We start from the raw sequence: 15,360 nt of genomic DNA, 5'->3' as shown, positions 1-15,360 counted from the left end.
TTTACAGTTGGTACGTACCAATGTAATATCCGCGTCATGAAAAAATCTATGGACACCACCGAAGCAGTGCAGCCGCGTTATCGCTGGCTGGCCGATATCATCCGCGACACCATTGATCGCGGCGTGCTCACCGACAACCAGGCCTTGCCGCCCGAGCGCGAGCTGGCCGAGCGTTATGAAGTCAGTCGCGACACCGTACGCAAGGCGGTGCGCTTCATGGAAGAGCGCGGCATCATCTACAGCGATCATGGTCGAGGCACGTTCGTGTCGCCGGCGATAGTGCGCGGTACTACCCGTTTCATCGACAGCTTTTCGCAAGATACGGGCAACCGCGGCGGCGTACCCGGCCAGCGTATCCTGGCCATCGAAACGGTCGGCGCCAGCATGGCCATCGCCAATCTGCTCAACCTGGAGCCGGGCACGCCGCTGGTGCGGGTGCGCCGTATCCGCCTGATCGACGATGCGCCGGTGGGCCTGCATGATGCCTACCTGGTGTTGCCGCGCGGCGCCAGGATCAGTCGCCGCCAGATCGAAAAGGCCGGTTCGCTCTACAAGTTGCTGACGGCAGAGTTTGCCTTTGAGCCGGCCGAGGCGGTCGAGAACCTGTGCGCGGGCGCCGCTGATGCCGAGGACGCGCAGTTGCTCGGCATCGGTGCGGGCGACCCGTTGCTGGTGTGCGAGCGCATCACCTTGTCGGACCGCCGCCAGCCGATCGAATACTGCCTGATGAAATATGTCTCCACGTATCGTTACCGTACCCGCATCGCCAAGCATAGCGGCGGCATGAGCTGAAGCGGTCACTCCCGCCATCGATGACACAGACATTGAACATCCTGTTGAAACGCATGGCGTGGGGCATTGTCGCCGTGATCGCGCTGTCGCTGCTGGGACGCGTGGCCGACCGCGTTGATGCGGGCGCGGGCGGCAGCCGGTTGCGGGCTGTGTTGTTCGTCAACGGCACGCTGGGCGACAAATCGTTTTTCGATTCGGCGGCGGCCGGCATGCGTCAGGCACGCCAGACGTTGCCGGTGACGACCAGGATCGTCGAGGGCGGCGCCGATCCGACCCGTTGGGAGTCGGCCCTGGCCGATCTGGCCGATAGCGGCGAGTACGACCTGATCGTCGCGGGCACCTTCACCATGGTGCCTTATGTGCAAAAACTGGCGGCGCAGTTTCCACGCATGCGCTTCATCGTCTTCGATGCCGCCGTCGATTATGCGCACTGCGCATGCGCCAATGTTCACTCCATCCTGTTTCGCCAGAACGAAGGCGCCTATCTGGCCGGTTATCTGGCTGCAATGCTGCTGCGCGAGCGGGTACTGCCGGGCGCGGCCGCCAATGGCAGCCTGGGCGTTGTCGGCGGCATGCAGTTCCCCGTGATCGAAGACTACATGGTCGGTTTTCGGGCCGGCGCCCGCGCCTTCGACCCCGCCATCGTGGTGGCCAGCCAGTATGCCAACGGTTTTTCCGATCCTGCGGCCGGCAAGGACATCGCCAATGCCCAGATGGCCGCAGGCGCGGCCCTGATCTTCCACGCCGCCGGCGCCACCGGGCAGGGCGTCAACGAAGCGGTCAGCCAGGCGCACCGCTATGCCATCGGCGTTGATCTTGACCAGTACGCATTGGCCTACCGCAGCAATCCCCAGCGCGCCGGCGCCATTGTGACATCGGTGATGAAGAACATCGACGTGGCCATCGTCGGCGCGCTGGGCCAGCACTTGCAAGGGCAACTGCCGTGGGGACGCGCTCGCTCGCTGGGGCTGGCCGAAGGCGGGGTCGGGCTGGCGCCGCACTCGCAAGTGATGGACAGCGCGCCCGCAGCCATTGGCGCGCGGCTCGACGCGGTGCGCGCCGATATCGTGGCGGGCCGGCTCCAGATACCCAGCGCCCTGGCGCGAGCGGGGAGTCCCGGGTGAACCACAGTCAGCGCGTCCCTTTGCTTGAGCTGCGGCATGTCTCCAAGGTCTATCCCAACGGTACCCTGGCCAGCGACGATGTCTGCCTGGCGATCCATGCCGGCGAGATCCACGCCATCGTCGGCGAAAACGGCGCCGGCAAGTCGACCGTGATGAAGATGCTCTATGGCCTGGAACAGCCCGGCAGCGGCCAGTTGCGGATGCAGGGCCAGGGACTGCGCCTGCCCAATCCGGCGGCGGCCATTGCGGCCGGAATCGGGCTGGTGCCGCAACACCTGCAACTGCTGCCGTCATTCAGCGTGGCCGACAATATCGTGCTGGGCGCGGAGCCCGTGCGCGGCGTTTGCCTCGACCGGCGCGCAGCGGTAGAGCGGGTACGCGCGCTGTCGCGCCACTTCGGGTTGCAAGTCGATCCGCTTGCCAAGGCCGGCAGCCTGGCCATCGGGGTGCAGCAACGGGTCGAGATCCTCAAGGCGCTGTACCGCGGCGCGCGCATCCTGCTGCTGGATGAACCCACGGCGGTACTGGCGGCGCAGGAGGCGCATACCTTGTTCGATTCCTTGCGCAACATGGTGGCCCAAGGGCTGACGGTGGTGCTGATCTCGCACAAGACCGCCGACATCTGCGCCGTCGCCGACCGCTTCACGGTATTGCGCCGGGGACGCGTGAGCGGCGCCGGGGCGATGCGGGATACCACGCCGGCGCAACTGGATCACATGATCGTCGGCACGGCGCCGGCGCCGCTGCCGTTGCGCGATCCGGGCGCGCGCGCCAGCGTGCCGCTGGTGTCGGTGCGCGCATTGCAGGCGCATGTCCACGGCCGGCATGCAATGGGGCCGTTGTCGTTCGATATCGCGGCCGGCGAAATCCTCGGCATCGCCGGCATCGAAGGCAATGGCCAGGAGCTGTTGGCCAGGGTTTTGCTGGGTCAGCATGCAGCGCAGGGCGGGCAGGCCAGTGTCGACGGACGGCGCATTACCGGCCTGGATGTGCGGGCGGTACGCAATTGCGGCGTGGCGGCCATCGCCGAAGACCGTCTGCACGATGGCGTGGCGCTCAACATGAGCATTGCCGACAACGTCATCGCCACGCAATATCACCGGCGTCCGCTGTCGCGGCGCGGCTGGCTGGACCCGGCCGCCATCGGTGCGGCGGCCCGGCGGGTGGTTGAACGCTGCGGTGTGAAAGCGGCATCGCCCGCGGACCTGATCGGAACGCTGTCCGGCGGCAACATGCAAAAGGTAGTGCTGGGGCGCGAGACCGCCAGCGCGCCGCGCCTGCTGATCGCCAGCCAGCCCACCCGCGGCGTCGATATCGGCGCCGCGCGCAGCCTGCAGTCGCAGTTGGCGGCGCTGTGCGAGGCGGGCAGCGCGGTGTTGCTGATCTCGGCCGACCTGGACGAATTGCTGTCGCTGTCGGACCGGGTGGCGGTCATGGCCGGCGGCGAGCTGGTCGCGCACTTTGCCAGCCGCGGCCTGGCGGCCGAAACCCTTGGGCCCTACATGACCGGAACGCGCCGGCAAGCCGATGCGGCGGCGACCCTGGATGCGCCCTTTACGTCGTCAGGCGTTGCGCCATGATCCCGGCCAATCCGCTATTGCAGCAGCAGTTGCAACGCCAGGCGCTGGCGCAGCGTTGGCGCCTGCCGTTGGCCTTGCTGGCGTCGCTGGCCGTCGGTTTTATCATCACGCTGGCAGTGAGCGACCAACCGCTGCGGGCGTTCCTGGTGCTGTTGACCGGTCCGATGCCGCGCCTGGACTGGAGCGCGGCGGACGGCTGGCAACTGACCCGCATGGTGCGCTTCGGGGCCGTGATCGAAGACGCCATCACGCTGTGCCTGCTTGGCCTGGCGGTGAGCTTGCCGTTTCGGGCGCGCCAGTTCTCGCTGGGCGCGGATGGCCAGCTGTTTCTCGGGGCGCTGGCAGCCACCGCCGCCAGCCTGTGGTGTCCCGGGCCCTGGTATGCGGCGCTGCCGCTGGCGTTTGCCGCCGCCTGCATCACCGGCTTCGCCTGGGGGGCGGTGCCGGGCCTGCTCAAGGTGCGCTTCGACATCAATGAAATCGTCAGCACGCTGATGCTTAATATCATCGCCGTGCAATTCTATCGCTGGGTCGTCACCGACATCCTGCGCGACCCGGCGGCCGGTTTCATCGTCACGCCCATGCTGGCGCCGGGTTTGCAATTGCCGGTGTTGCTGGCCCATACCAACGTCACCGTGATGCTGCTGGCGCTGCCGGCAATGGTATGGCTGGCCTGGGTGCTGTTGATGCGCACCACGCTGGGCTACGAGATCCGCGTGGTGGGCGAGGCGCCGGCCTTTGCCCGCCAGGCCGGGCTGCCGGTACAACGCACCATCTGGCTGTCGATGGCGCTGGGCGGCGCGTTCGCCGCGCTGGCTGGCGTTCATGTCAGCCATGGCTTGCTCAAGCGGCTGCCGGTGGACTTGCCCACCGGGCTTGGCTACGAAGGGCTGCTGGTGGCGCTGCTGGCGCGCAACAATCCGCGTGCGGTGCCGCTGGCGGCGCTGCTGTATGCCTGGTTGCGCACCGGCGCGCTGGCCATGGAACGCAGTACCGACGTCTCGCGCGAGATGGTGCTGGTGATCCAGGCGCTGATGATCCTGTTCGTTGTGTCCGAGCGCATGGGGCCGGCGCTGGCCGGCGTGTGGCTGGACTGGCGCGCCCGACGGGGAGGGCGCCATGGCGCATGAGGCCTGGATGCTGCTGGCGGCCGGACTGTTGCCGGCCATCCTGCGTGCGACTGCGCCCATCCTGCTGGCGGCCCTGGGCGGGCTGGTGTCGGACCTCGCCGGTTGCATTAACGTCGCCCTGGAAGGCTTGATGCTGGTGGCGGCGTTCTTTGCCGTGTTGGTGTCGGTGCAGGCGGCACACTGGTTTCCCGGTCTCGCCCCTGTTTTTTATCCCTGGATCGGGTGCGGCGGCGGCTTGCTGGCGGCGCTGCTGATGGCGGGCCTGTTGGCGGTTTTTCATCTGGAGTGGGGCGCCGACCTGATTGTCGCAGGCATCGCCATCAACATCCTCGCGGCTGGCCTGACGGTGTTGCTGATGGCGTCCGTGACCGGCGACAAGGGCTCCACCGCCAGCCTCGACAGCCCGGTGTTGCCCGCTGTGCATGTCCCGGGACTGCAAGGCTGGCCGGTGCTCGACCTGTTGCTCAATGGCGAGCAACGGACCGGCCATCACGTGTTGTTGTACGCGGCGCTGCTGGCGATACCTGCGTTGTGGTGGTTCTTGCGCAGGATGCGCTGGGGAGTCTGGCTGCGCGCTGCCGGCGAGAATCCGCTGGCGGCAGCCGCAGCCGGGATCCCGGTCAAGCGCATGCGTTATCTGGCGCTGTTGCTGTCGGGCGTGCTGGCCGGGCTGGGCGGGGTCTACCTGAGCCTGGGCTACCTCAGCCTGTTCCAGGCCGACATGACGGGCGGGCGCGGCTTCCTGGCGCTGGCGGCGGTGTTTGTCGGCGCCCGCGCCATGCGCGGCGCGGTGCTCGCCTCGGTGCTGTTCGGCGCCAGCGCGGTGCTGGCCACGCAACTTGGGGCGTCGCGCATCCCGCCGCAATTGATTTACCTGCTGCCGCCACTGGTGACCTTGCTGGCGCTGGCGGTGGCCGGGGTTCGCCGCCGCCGGGCAGGCATGTAATGGCAAGCGCAACACATAACTGGAGACGCATGTGAGCAGTATTACCTTGAGGGACCGGATCTTCGCCTCGCTGGCGCTGGCCGGAATGGGAGACGCCCTGGGCGCGCAGACCGAACAATGGAGCATCGAAGAGATCGCCGCTCGCCACGGCGGCCTGGTGACCCGTTTCGGCACGCCGCCCGATGACACCTTTGCCGGCGCCAATGCCGGGCTGCGCGGCGAGGTCACCGACGATGCCAGCCAGATGTACTACCTGGCGCGCGCACTGATCGCAGCCGGCGGCGGGCTCGACTACGATGGGTGGGTAGCGTGCCTGCTGGACTGGGCCGCGACCAGCCCCAAGGCCGGATTCATGGGCCCCAGCACGGCCTTGATGGTCAAGGCCTTGCAGGAGGGGGGCGACGTCAACGATGTCGGCATCATCGGCCGCTCGCGGCGCAAGATGACCACCATCGGCATCACCAACGGCGCCGCCATGCGGGTGGCGCCGGCGGGGCTGGTGCACCCGGGCGATATCGAGGGCGCCTGCGCCCAGGCGTTGGTCACTTGCCTGCCTTCGCACGATACCGATGTGGCCATCTCGGCCGCCTGTTCGGTTGCCGCGGCTGTCGCCCAGGCGCTGGTGGCAGGCGATTTGGCTGAGGTCATCGAGGCGGCGGTGCAGGGCGGGCGCATCGGCGAGCAACTGGCGCGCCAGCAGGCGCGCAGCGTGGCCGGCCCCAATTACCTGGCGCGCCTGGACATGGCCTTGCGCATCGCCGACGAGGCGCATGACGATTACGCGTTCCTGGTCAACATGGAAAAGATGGTCGGCAATTCGGTACTGGCGGCCGAATCGGTGCCGGCCGCGCTGGGTGTGCTGCACTATGCCCAGGGCGACCCGCTGCGCACCATCGCCCTGTGTTCGTCGATCGGCAACGATACCGATTCCATCGCCACCATGGCCGGGGCAGTGGCGGGCGCCTTGCGCGGCACGGCGGCGTTGCCGGCCGATCTGCTGGACGAATTTCTGCAGGTCAATCGGGCCGACTTCGACCTGGAGCAAATGGCCGATGGCTTGCATCGCATCGCCGCTGCCAATCTCGGGGCATTGCGATGATGGCGGCATCGCGCCCATACGACCTGCTGGCCTTTGGCGACCCGGTGGCCGATATCATGTTGCGCGCCGATGCGCTGCCGCCGGCGGGCGGCAAGACGCTTGGCCAGTCGCTGGGCATCTGGCCCGGCGGCACCACCGCCAACGTCGCCTGCGCCGCAGCGCGCCTGGGACTGCGTTCGGCCTTGTTCGGCCGCACCGGCGACGATGCCTATGCCGCGCTGCTGCGGAGTTCGCTGAGCGATCATGCGGTGGCAACGCAATGGTTGTCGACCACCGCGCATACGCCTTCGGCCTCGGCCATTGCGGTGCTGGCGCCGTCGGGCGAGAAGTCGATCATCTACCTGCCCATGCCGGTCGCGCCGGTGCGGGACGAGCGCTTGGCGCAGGCCATGGCGCAGACCCGATGGATGTATGCCATGCCCTATGACTACGACGAGTTCGCGCGCTTGTGCCATCACGCCCGCCAGGCCGGGGTGCGCATCGCCATCGATCTCGAAGCGGCGGTCGCGCCCGACGCCGGGCAGATGCAGCGCCGCGCGGCGCTGGCCGATATCGTCTTCTTCAACGAGGCCGGCTTTTTTGCCGGCACCGGCCAGGCGCCCACGCCGGAGGCGATGCGCCAGGTCCTGGCGCTGGGACCCGGTGAAGTCGTGGTGACGCTCGGCGCTGACGGCGCGGTGGCGATGGACCATAGCGCTCATGCGCGCCATGCCGCTTTTCCGGCAACGGTGCTGGACACCACGGGCGCCGGCGACAGCTTCAATGCCGCTTACCTGTGCGCCCGGCTGGGAGGGCAGGCGCTGTCCGAGTCGCTGCGCTTTGCTTGCGCCGCGGCCAGCTGTACGGTGGCGGCGCTGGGCGCTCGCGCCGGGCTGCCCGACCGGGACCGGGTGGCGTTGCTGCTGCAACACGCCATGTTGCCAGAGGAGCCTGCGTGAAACCGACCATCATCGACTGCGATCCGGGGATAGACGACGCCCTGGCGCTGCTGCTGGCCGCCGGCAGCCCCGAACTCGGTTTGCTGGCCGTCACCACGGTGGCCGGCAATCGTCCGGCGCCGATCACGGCCCGCAATGCCCGCAAGATCCTCGACCTGGCCGGGCGCGTGGCGGTGCCGGTCCACGCCGGCGCCGAACGCCCCCTGATGGGCGGGGATGCGCGCTGCAACCTGGTGCATGGCGAGGATGGACTCGGTGGCGTGCCGCTGGACGAGCCCGGCGCGCTTGCCGCCGGCTATGCCGCCGTCGCGCTGGTGGACATGCTGCGGCAACATTCGCCCGCTAGTATCGACCTGGTGGCCATGGGGCCGTTGACCAACCTGGCGCTGGCTGAACTGCTCTCGCCCGGGATCTTGCGGCGGGCCGGCCGTCTGGCGATCATGGGCGGCGCCTTGCGGGTGCCGGGCAATATCACGCCGGCGGCGGAATTCAACTTCTATGCCGATCCGCTGGCGGCCGACATCGTCATGCGCAGTGGCGCGCCGATTACGCTGTTCGCGCTGGATGTGACGCACCAGGCCATCATGAGCCGAGCATGGATCGCCTCGTTTTCGGATCTGGACAGTCGCAGCGGCAGGGCCGCCGCCGCCATGCTGCAGGCCTACGCCGCGATGGACCCGTTGCTGCACGATGTCTGCCCGGTGGCTTACCTGCTACGCGAGCAGTTGTTCAGCCTGGAAACCTGCCGGGTGGAGGTGGAGTTTCGTGCCGGGCCCGACGAGGGGAAGGCGCTGGCCCATTTCGGCGTCGCCGCCGGCCCGGGCCCGGTGCTGCAAGCCGCTACGGGTGTCGATAATCCGGCGTTGCTGGCGCTGGTGTTGGAGCGCATTGCCACGTTGCCTTGATGGTGTTTTTCTTCTTTTGGTGAGTTTTTTATGAAATGCTCTTCCTGGTGCATGCGCCTGTTGCTCATGGCGTCCTGCCTTTGGCTGGCGGCCTGCGCGCAGATGGCGCCGCGCGAGACGCAAGTCGCCCATCGTGTCGGCAGCTTGCGTTTTCTGGGTGAGCAGCGCATCGCGCTGAACCAGCCGTTTCGCGACACCGTCATCGGTGGCCTGTCGGGTATCGACTACGATGCCGCCACCGATACCTGGGTGACGCAAAGCGATGATCGCTCCGAGATCAGCCCGGCCCGCTTCTACGTGCTGCGCCTGCAATACGACCTGGCCGGCTTTCATCGCCTGGCGGTGGAAGACGTCAGGTTCTTCAGGCAGCCCGATGGCTCGCTCTATCCTGGCAAGGCTGACTGGCCCGGGCGGGCAGGGGATATTCCCGATCTCGAATCGATCCGCATCGATCCCCGCGACGCCAGCATCTGGTACGCCAGCGAGGGTAGCCGGCAGCACGGCATGTCGCCATTCGTGCGGCGGGCCGACCGCAACGGCAATTTCCTTGCGCACTTTCCGGTAGGCAGCATGTTTGACGTTCATCCCGGGCAGCGACTGGGTTCGCGCGATAACCTGTCGTTCGAGGGGATCAGCTTTTCATCCGATGGCCGCGACCTGTGGCTGGGCATGGAAGGCCCCTTGTACCAGGATGGCGCGCCGGCCAGTCTGGAACAGGGGGCGCCGGTGCGCATCAGCCGTTACGGTCGCGATGGCGTCCTGCTGGCGCAGTACGCCTATATGCTCGACGCTATCCGCTTCGCCCCGGGCGGGCGCTATGCCGACAACGGCTTGTCTGAAATCCTGGCGGTGGACGACCGGCGGCTGCTGGCGCTGGAACGCTCTGGCGTGCAGGGCAGCGACGGGGTGTTCAAGTTTCATATCCGGCTCTACGAGATGGACGTCAGCCAGGCCAGCGATATTGGCCGGATACCATCATTGGAGACGGCCACTGAGGTGACCCCCGCGGCCAAGCGCCTGGTGCTGGACTTCGACACGCTGGGCATCGACAAGGTGGACAACCTGGAAGGCGTGGCATGGGGGCCGAAGCTGGCCAACGGTCACGATAGCCTGGTGTTTATTTCGGATAACAATTTCCAGCCTTCGCAAGTCACCCAGGTCCTGGTGTTCGAGGTGTTGCCGCCCTGAGTTTCAAGGCCCTGCGAAGACGGGCCGGGAGTTTTAACGTGCCCCCAGTCTACAGGTGGCGCCCTCTACGGTTGCCGACTATGGAGACTTCCGAAGCCTCCGCTTGCGCTCGACATTGCTCTCGCTGCTAACGACAGAGTAGGTCCGGCCTTTCTGTTCACAAGCCTTCTTTCGAAGGGGCCGGAAACTCGGCTAACGGGTCTTAGGAGTAAGTACCGTAGGCAAGGAATTGCGAGTCATTTGCAATTGTGGTTGTGCGCAATTAACGTCGGTCGCCTGACGTGATGTATCTCGGGTTACTGGCTACCCTGTCGAAACCAGGTCACCCCCACCGGATGGCACCGGCCCGTCAGGCCGGCCAAGGCATCGCGATGCCATCGGGTGGAGGTGGGGGGAATCGAACCCCCGTCCAGGACACTGTTGGCCCTCGAGTGCGCGACGCATGTCGCCTACACCAATATCCATGAGTGGAGCGGCATGCGCGGCGGTTCCATTCTTGGCTTCGATTCAAGACGATTCAGCGCGATTGGTTTGGATCTTAGGCTGCCATTGCCGCGTGTCGTCGGCGTCGGCCAGCGGATGGATCGTCAGCCGTGCCGCATCACCTGGGCACGGCTGGCGGATCAGGTCTGCCCGCTTTATGCAGTACCGCAGTACATACGATGGCACGCTGTTGCTTGGCGAATGTGCTCAATGGGAGACTCGAGGTCTGCAATCGGCCAGAAGCTGGCATCTGAGCATATGAAAAAAGCCCGCATGAAAAACACCCAAAAGGTTGGATCAGTGTCCAACTTTTGGGGTGTAGTTCAGTTCAATAAGCGGGATTTTTTGCGGCCATGAGCGGGGCCAGGGGCATTGCCATTACCCAGCTACGCGAACGGATTTTTACCCCTTTAATGCCTGCCGAATACCCTCGGCATAAGAGGTTTTCTTTATTGGCCCGATCAATTGCTGAAGAGCCGAATCATCCATGATCACCGGCTGCGTCAATAGATAATGCATCTCGACCAGCTCGCGCATAAATGGATTGAATATACCGATGAGACGCAAGATGGTCTTGTTCGCTACACGGGTCTTCAGCCTTCGGCCAGTCTGCCGTTCTATTTCCGCGAGCAGCTCCTGTTGCGTCGTGACACCGGCTCCGGCCAAATGCCAGGTCTTGCCGAATGTCTCGGGCGTGCCAATCATCTTCGCAACCACTGGTCCCACGTCGGGGACGAACACGAACTCGTGTGGGCTATCTAGCGGCCCGACCATGTCTGCGGTGCCACCCTGCTTCGCCGACTTGATCGCGCCATGCAGCAAGCTGGTTTCGACGCCGGGGCCATAGAAATCCGGTAAGCGCAGCACGGTGGCACGAATTTTCCCTTTGACATGCGCCTCCATCAGCAGGTCTTCCTGTTCCTTACGCATGCGTCCCTTGAAGGTATGTGGCGTGCGTGGATGATCCTCTCGCACTGGCGAAGTTTGTGGCAAGCCATAGGGATACACCGATCCAATCAGGAGGATGTGCTTGACGCCAGTATCAATGGCGCCGGCCAGGGTTTTGCGCATCAACTCGGGATGCAATTCAAACTGGCTGTAATTTACGCCAACGAGGTAAATCAACGTTTCGATGCCTCGCGCAGCGGCCTCAACTGAGGCAGGAGAATCGGGATCCCAGGTAACGATTTCAGCGAGAGGGTTTGCCCCGAAGGCCTTGTGCAAGCTGGTTTCGTTACGACCGACCACGCGAAACGGGTGGCCTTGAGCACTTATAGCCGAAGCGATACTTTGACCGATGGCGCCAGCCGCGCCAAATAGGGCAATCCTGGGCATGAGTTTTCCTTTTATGCGAGTTGGTTGGGAGAGCCCTCAGTATGAGAAATTGATACTTAAATGAGAATTGCATAAAGTTCGATGGGATCTATACATTTTTGAATACCATGATCGACGCCGAACTAAGCTGGGATTGGTACCTGTCCGATATCCTTGAGGCGAACGACGGCGCCCTGTTGGCGTCGGCGTTGGGTGATATAGCTCGTGCGCGGGGTATGACGGAAATTGCAAAATCAGCCGGGATCAGTCGCGAGGCACTTTACAAGGCGCTGCGCGCCGACAGTTTCCCTCGCTTCGATACCGTCAACCGCGTGTGCGCCGCACTCGGCGTGCGCTTGGTCGTGCAGCCTGTTCACGGCTGACGGCATCGGGCTGGCTATCGGTCGGCCCGTCGTAGAGCGGCGTCTGTCGCTCGAAATCATCCCTGCAGTCCACATCATAAAACAGCAGATTGACCGCCACCACTTCGTCGCAGAAATGGCAGCGGCAACTCGACTGGAAAGCACACGATCTATGCCTGGACACCGGAGCTGCGCGACGAGATTTTTACGCGATGGAGTTGCGGCCGAAGAAGGCGGATTGGTTGTTTGTACCCGAAAGGGGAGCAACTACTACAACGAAGAAAAAGATGACTATAGCGGCTGGGACTCTGTGTGGCAGCGCTTTATGGAGCGCGAGTCTCTTGATTTGCCTCCCGTGGATGTCGCACCCAAAGCACGAACAAGTTGTAAGTATACGTAAAGGAATTCGTGCTACATTCCTCCTGCTTGGTGAGAATCAAATCCATTGCCAAGTATATATTGCAAAAAATATAACTATTTAATGCGGGCGTGGGGTCCGCGTTATCTCGCCAAATCTTCAAGAGAGCAGGGGGCATAAACGTAAGTTTATGTAGAAGTGTGAATTCTCATCTCACATTATTTTGCCTAGGTGCGGCTTCGTACCAGTTCATTACTTCGACTAGACCGGATTTGAGCGCTCATTCATGAATGCAAGAGCGGAATTTGGTTTGCCCACAAACCAATTTGTGTGGGCAATAGGCAGCATTGCACACTTGAGCCAAGTGCCATTTGATGCGGCCCTTCTTAGTCAAAGCTTTTCTCCGCCTTACACATTTCAATCGCTCGTCGAGCCATTAAGAGCCTACGGATTTGCATGCAATGTGCGTAAATCGCTGCCTGCACTTTCCAAGATCAAATGTCCGTGCTTAGCGGAGTTGCTCGTTGACGCGTCGCAAAGCCTCGAGGGTGAAAGCGACCAACCTGCCGAGCCGTTGTCGGTGGCGCTCATTGTTAAATCGGAAGAGGACGGCCTTTGGCTGTTTTTTCCCGGAGCAAAACAGCCGGAAAAAATTCCCGAAAATGAGCTTGTGCGCCGACTCACTGGGAATTTGATCGAATGCACTCTAAGGAGTAAGGCAGCGACTGATCCAGATGGTCAGTCAAAGAGCCAATTCGGTTTTAGCTGGTTTATACCTGCTCTCATGCGACATAAAGCAGTTTGGCGGGATGTGCTGATTGCGTCGTTAGTGTTGCAGCTTATAGCGCTGGCGACTCCATTGTTCACCCAAGTGATCATCGATAAAGTCGTTGTTCACCAAACTAGCAGCACGCTTATCGTCATTGGAATTGGCCTAGCTGTATTCATGATCTTTAATGCCATTCTGAGTTGGGGGCGCCAATATCTCATTCTGCATACGGGAAATCGTGTCGACGCGCAACTGGGTACGGCGGTATTTGATCATCTCTTAAAGCTGCCTCTAAAGTACTTTGAATATCGATCTACAGGTGTGATCAATGCGCGATTGCATGGCGTTGAAACAATTCGGGAGTTCATTGCCTCAAGCGTAGTGACACTCGTCCTTGATCTTCCTTTCCTGGTGATTTTCATCGGCATCATGTTCTATTACAACGTGATGCTGACGGTGATCGTCTTGGCCGTGCTTGGTGTGATTGCGGTGCTATCGATATTGGTTGCGCCGGCATTCAGGAAGAAACTGAACAACCAGTTCTTGCTCGGAGCGCGCAACCAAGCCTTTGTGACCGAGTATGTCGCCGGCATGGAAACGGTTAAAAGTCTGCAGATGGAGCCGCAACTGACAAAGCGGTGGAAGGAATATCTTGCCAGCTATCTTGAGGCTGGCTTCCAGACCAAGCAGATCGCCAATACCTATAACGTCATTTCCAACATGCTTGAACAGCTGATGACGCTGCTCGTGCTCATCATCGGTGCATGGGTGGTCATGTCCGGTGTGTCGGACGGTGCCGAACCGTTCACGATTGGGATGCTGGTGGCGTTTCAGATGTTTTCCGGAAAGGTTAGTCAGCCGATTCTAAGGCTAGTTGGGTTATGGCAGCAATTTCAACAGGCGTCTATTTCGGTTAAGCGCCTGGCTGACATCATGGATGCGCCCATCGAACCCTATACTGTGGCGCCCAGTCGTGAGACTAAGAAAAAGGGGGCTGTTGAGATCGTGGGTTTGGCCTTTCGCTACGGGAGTGATCGCCCATTCTTGTATCAGGACCTCAATATCAGTTTAAAACCAGGGGCAACCACTGTTCTCGTCGGGCCATCTGGCTCTGGTAAATCTACATTAGCGAAATTGATGCAGGGCTTCTATGTACCGACAGAGGGACATATTTGCATCGATGGTGTGGATATTCGAAACATGGCCTCTAATGAGCTTAGATCATATTTCGGTGTGGTTCCCCAAGAAACGAATCTCTTCTCAGGGACTATCCACGAGAACCTCATCGCGGCCAATCCTTTTGCGACCTTCGATCAGGTCGTCCAAGCTTGCAAAATGGCCGAAATACACGCGGTCATTGAGACTCTTCCCAATGGTTATAAGACCGAAATTGGTGAACGTGGTGCGGGCTTGTCGGGTGGGCAGAAGCAAAGAGTCGCGATTGCGCGGGCGTTACTGAAAAGACCTCAGATATTGATTTTTGATGAAGCCACGAGCGCCTTAGATGGTGACACGGCGGATGAGTTTGCAGGCACTATAAATTCGTTAAGAGGAAAGATTGGAATGTTATTCATCACCCATCAAGTTCCGGAGAAATTACAGGTAGATCGAATTGTAAGCCTTAATAAAAATTGAATGTGTCGAGTCAAAAATCTATCCGAAAATTTAAAACTCCACGTTGATGTAATTTTCAATTGAAGCAGCAATAAGACGCGACACTAGCAGTGATGGAGTACAAATAGTATTTAACTGAAAGACTCGCCGAAAATATAAAAACCTCGTCATATGATCAAAATACCATTGAAGAGGTTATCTTTGTGAAGGATCTACCGTGGCGTTATGGAAAAAAATATCTCTCTATATTTTTCTAATTTTATTGGGCGTGACTGGGTGTGCGGCGAGAGATGAGCGTGTCGTTCATGAGTTCGCGTTCAATACGATTACCGATAGTCCTGATGTTCAGATACTTGATTATCGATATGGAGACAATCTTCTAACGAGAGCAATGCCGTGGCAGCTTGAAAAACCTGGCTCAATTAAGGCGACGGGTATATACGCTCCGCTAAAGCCAGCCGAAACGCTGTATGTCAAATGGCGGTCTCTTAAATATGATGAGGTGTATGAGCGAACAATTAAATTGAAGGGGCGCCTTCCTCTGATGTTGGATGACTATGTGATTTACATGATTGTGCAAGACAAAAAGATCTTTGTTTTCACCGTTTCCCCAGAAAAGCTCACAAAGAATCCTTGCTCTGAAAGAAAAAGTGAAGCTGCTCTAAAGATAAACGGCTCTCCTTTCGAGAAGGTTTTTAGTAGGTATTGCAGTAGAAGAATTACGCAAATCTATTCGGATAACTAAGATAAAAAATAAA

General features: G+C 61.2%; 14 protein-coding genes and 1 other RNA gene. 13 read left to right on the top strand and 2 right to left on the bottom strand.

What is annotated here, in order from left to right; translation table 11 throughout:
* Positions 1–48 precede the first annotated feature (48 nt).
* From AC07N6_RS11285 to AC07N6_RS11245, 9 genes are read left to right on the top strand one after another with little or no spacing between them, the layout of a single operon-like run.
* A complete protein-coding gene (locus AC07N6_RS11285) occupies positions 49–792 on the top strand; it encodes a GntR family transcriptional regulator (protein ID WP_494781925.1) in 744 nt (247 codons plus the stop codon).
* A 20-nt stretch (positions 793–812) separates the two neighbouring features.
* A complete protein-coding gene (locus AC07N6_RS11280; RefSeq protein WP_494781924.1) occupies positions 813–1,916 on the top strand; it encodes a BMP family lipoprotein in 1,104 nt (367 codons plus the stop codon).
* Positions 1,913–3,496: an ABC transporter ATP-binding protein gene (locus AC07N6_RS11275; RefSeq protein ID WP_494781923.1), complete on the top strand. Its 1,584-nt coding sequence runs from the start codon at positions 1,913–1,915 to the stop codon at positions 3,494–3,496. The genes AC07N6_RS11280 and AC07N6_RS11275 overlap by 4 nt, the downstream gene beginning before the upstream one ends.
* A complete protein-coding gene (locus AC07N6_RS11270) occupies positions 3,493–4,626 on the top strand; it encodes an ABC transporter permease (protein ID WP_494781922.1) in 1,134 nt (377 codons plus the stop codon). The genes AC07N6_RS11275 and AC07N6_RS11270 overlap by 4 nt, the downstream gene beginning before the upstream one ends.
* Positions 4,616–5,572, top strand: a complete 957-nt coding sequence (locus tag AC07N6_RS11265) for an ABC transporter permease (RefSeq protein ID WP_494781921.1) — start codon at positions 4,616–4,618, stop codon at positions 5,570–5,572. The genes AC07N6_RS11270 and AC07N6_RS11265 overlap by 11 nt, the downstream gene beginning before the upstream one ends.
* Positions 5,573–5,603: 31 nt before the next feature.
* Positions 5,604–6,671 (top strand): ADP-ribosylglycohydrolase family protein, encoded by a 1,068-nt coding sequence (locus tag AC07N6_RS11260; protein ID WP_494781920.1) that lies wholly within the window; start codon positions 5,604–5,606, stop codon positions 6,669–6,671.
* Positions 6,668–7,609, top strand: a complete 942-nt coding sequence (locus AC07N6_RS11255; protein WP_494781919.1) for a carbohydrate kinase family protein — start codon at positions 6,668–6,670, stop codon at positions 7,607–7,609. The genes AC07N6_RS11260 and AC07N6_RS11255 overlap by 4 nt, the downstream gene beginning before the upstream one ends.
* A complete protein-coding gene (locus tag AC07N6_RS11250; protein ID WP_494781918.1) occupies positions 7,606–8,514 on the top strand; it encodes a nucleoside hydrolase in 909 nt (302 codons plus the stop codon). The genes AC07N6_RS11255 and AC07N6_RS11250 overlap by 4 nt, the downstream gene beginning before the upstream one ends.
* Before the next feature lie 30 nt (positions 8,515–8,544).
* Positions 8,545–9,702: an esterase-like activity of phytase family protein gene (locus AC07N6_RS11245; protein ID WP_494781917.1), complete on the top strand. Its 1,158-nt coding sequence runs from the start codon at positions 8,545–8,547 to the stop codon at positions 9,700–9,702.
* 131 nt (positions 9,703–9,833) lie between these two features.
* Here the strand turns inward: AC07N6_RS11245 and ssrA are convergent.
* Positions 9,834–10,173: a transfer-messenger RNA gene (gene ssrA, locus AC07N6_RS11240) on the bottom strand.
* Positions 10,174–10,179: 6 nt separating this feature from the next.
* Here ssrA and AC07N6_RS11235 point away from each other — a divergent pair.
* Positions 10,180–10,542 (top strand): hypothetical protein, encoded by a 363-nt coding sequence (locus AC07N6_RS11235; RefSeq protein ID WP_494781916.1) that lies wholly within the window; start codon positions 10,180–10,182, stop codon positions 10,540–10,542.
* Positions 10,543–10,587: 45 nt separating this feature from the next.
* On the opposite strand, the gene AC07N6_RS11230 is transcribed toward AC07N6_RS11235, so the two are convergent.
* Positions 10,588–11,520 (bottom strand): SDR family oxidoreductase, encoded by a 933-nt coding sequence (locus tag AC07N6_RS11230; RefSeq protein ID WP_494781915.1) that lies wholly within the window; start codon positions 11,518–11,520, stop codon positions 10,588–10,590.
* Positions 11,521–11,627: 107 nt separating this feature from the next.
* Here AC07N6_RS11230 and AC07N6_RS11225 point away from each other — a divergent pair, with 107 nt between their 5' ends.
* The 3 genes from AC07N6_RS11225 (at position 11,628) to AC07N6_RS11215 (ending at position 15,347) form a co-directional block, all read left to right on the top strand.
* Entirely contained in the window at positions 11,628–11,882 is a 255-nt protein-coding gene (locus tag AC07N6_RS11225; protein ID WP_494781914.1) for an addiction module antidote protein, read from the top strand.
* 623 nt (positions 11,883–12,505) lie between these two features.
* Positions 12,506–14,623, top strand: coding sequence for a peptidase domain-containing ABC transporter (locus AC07N6_RS11220; protein WP_494781913.1), 2,118 nt, complete (start codon positions 12,506–12,508; stop codon positions 14,621–14,623).
* 196 nt (positions 14,624–14,819) lie between these two features.
* Positions 14,820–15,347 carry a hypothetical protein gene (locus AC07N6_RS11215; protein ID WP_494781912.1) on the top strand — a complete coding sequence of 176 codons (528 nt, stop codon included), beginning with the start codon at positions 14,820–14,822 and terminating at the stop codon, positions 15,345–15,347.
* Positions 15,348–15,360 lie beyond the last annotated feature (13 nt).

The sequence above is a fragment of the Herbaspirillum sp. GW821-FHT09A12 genome, from assembly GCF_059418325.1.
This window is presented reverse-complemented; position numbering and strand designations above follow the sequence as displayed.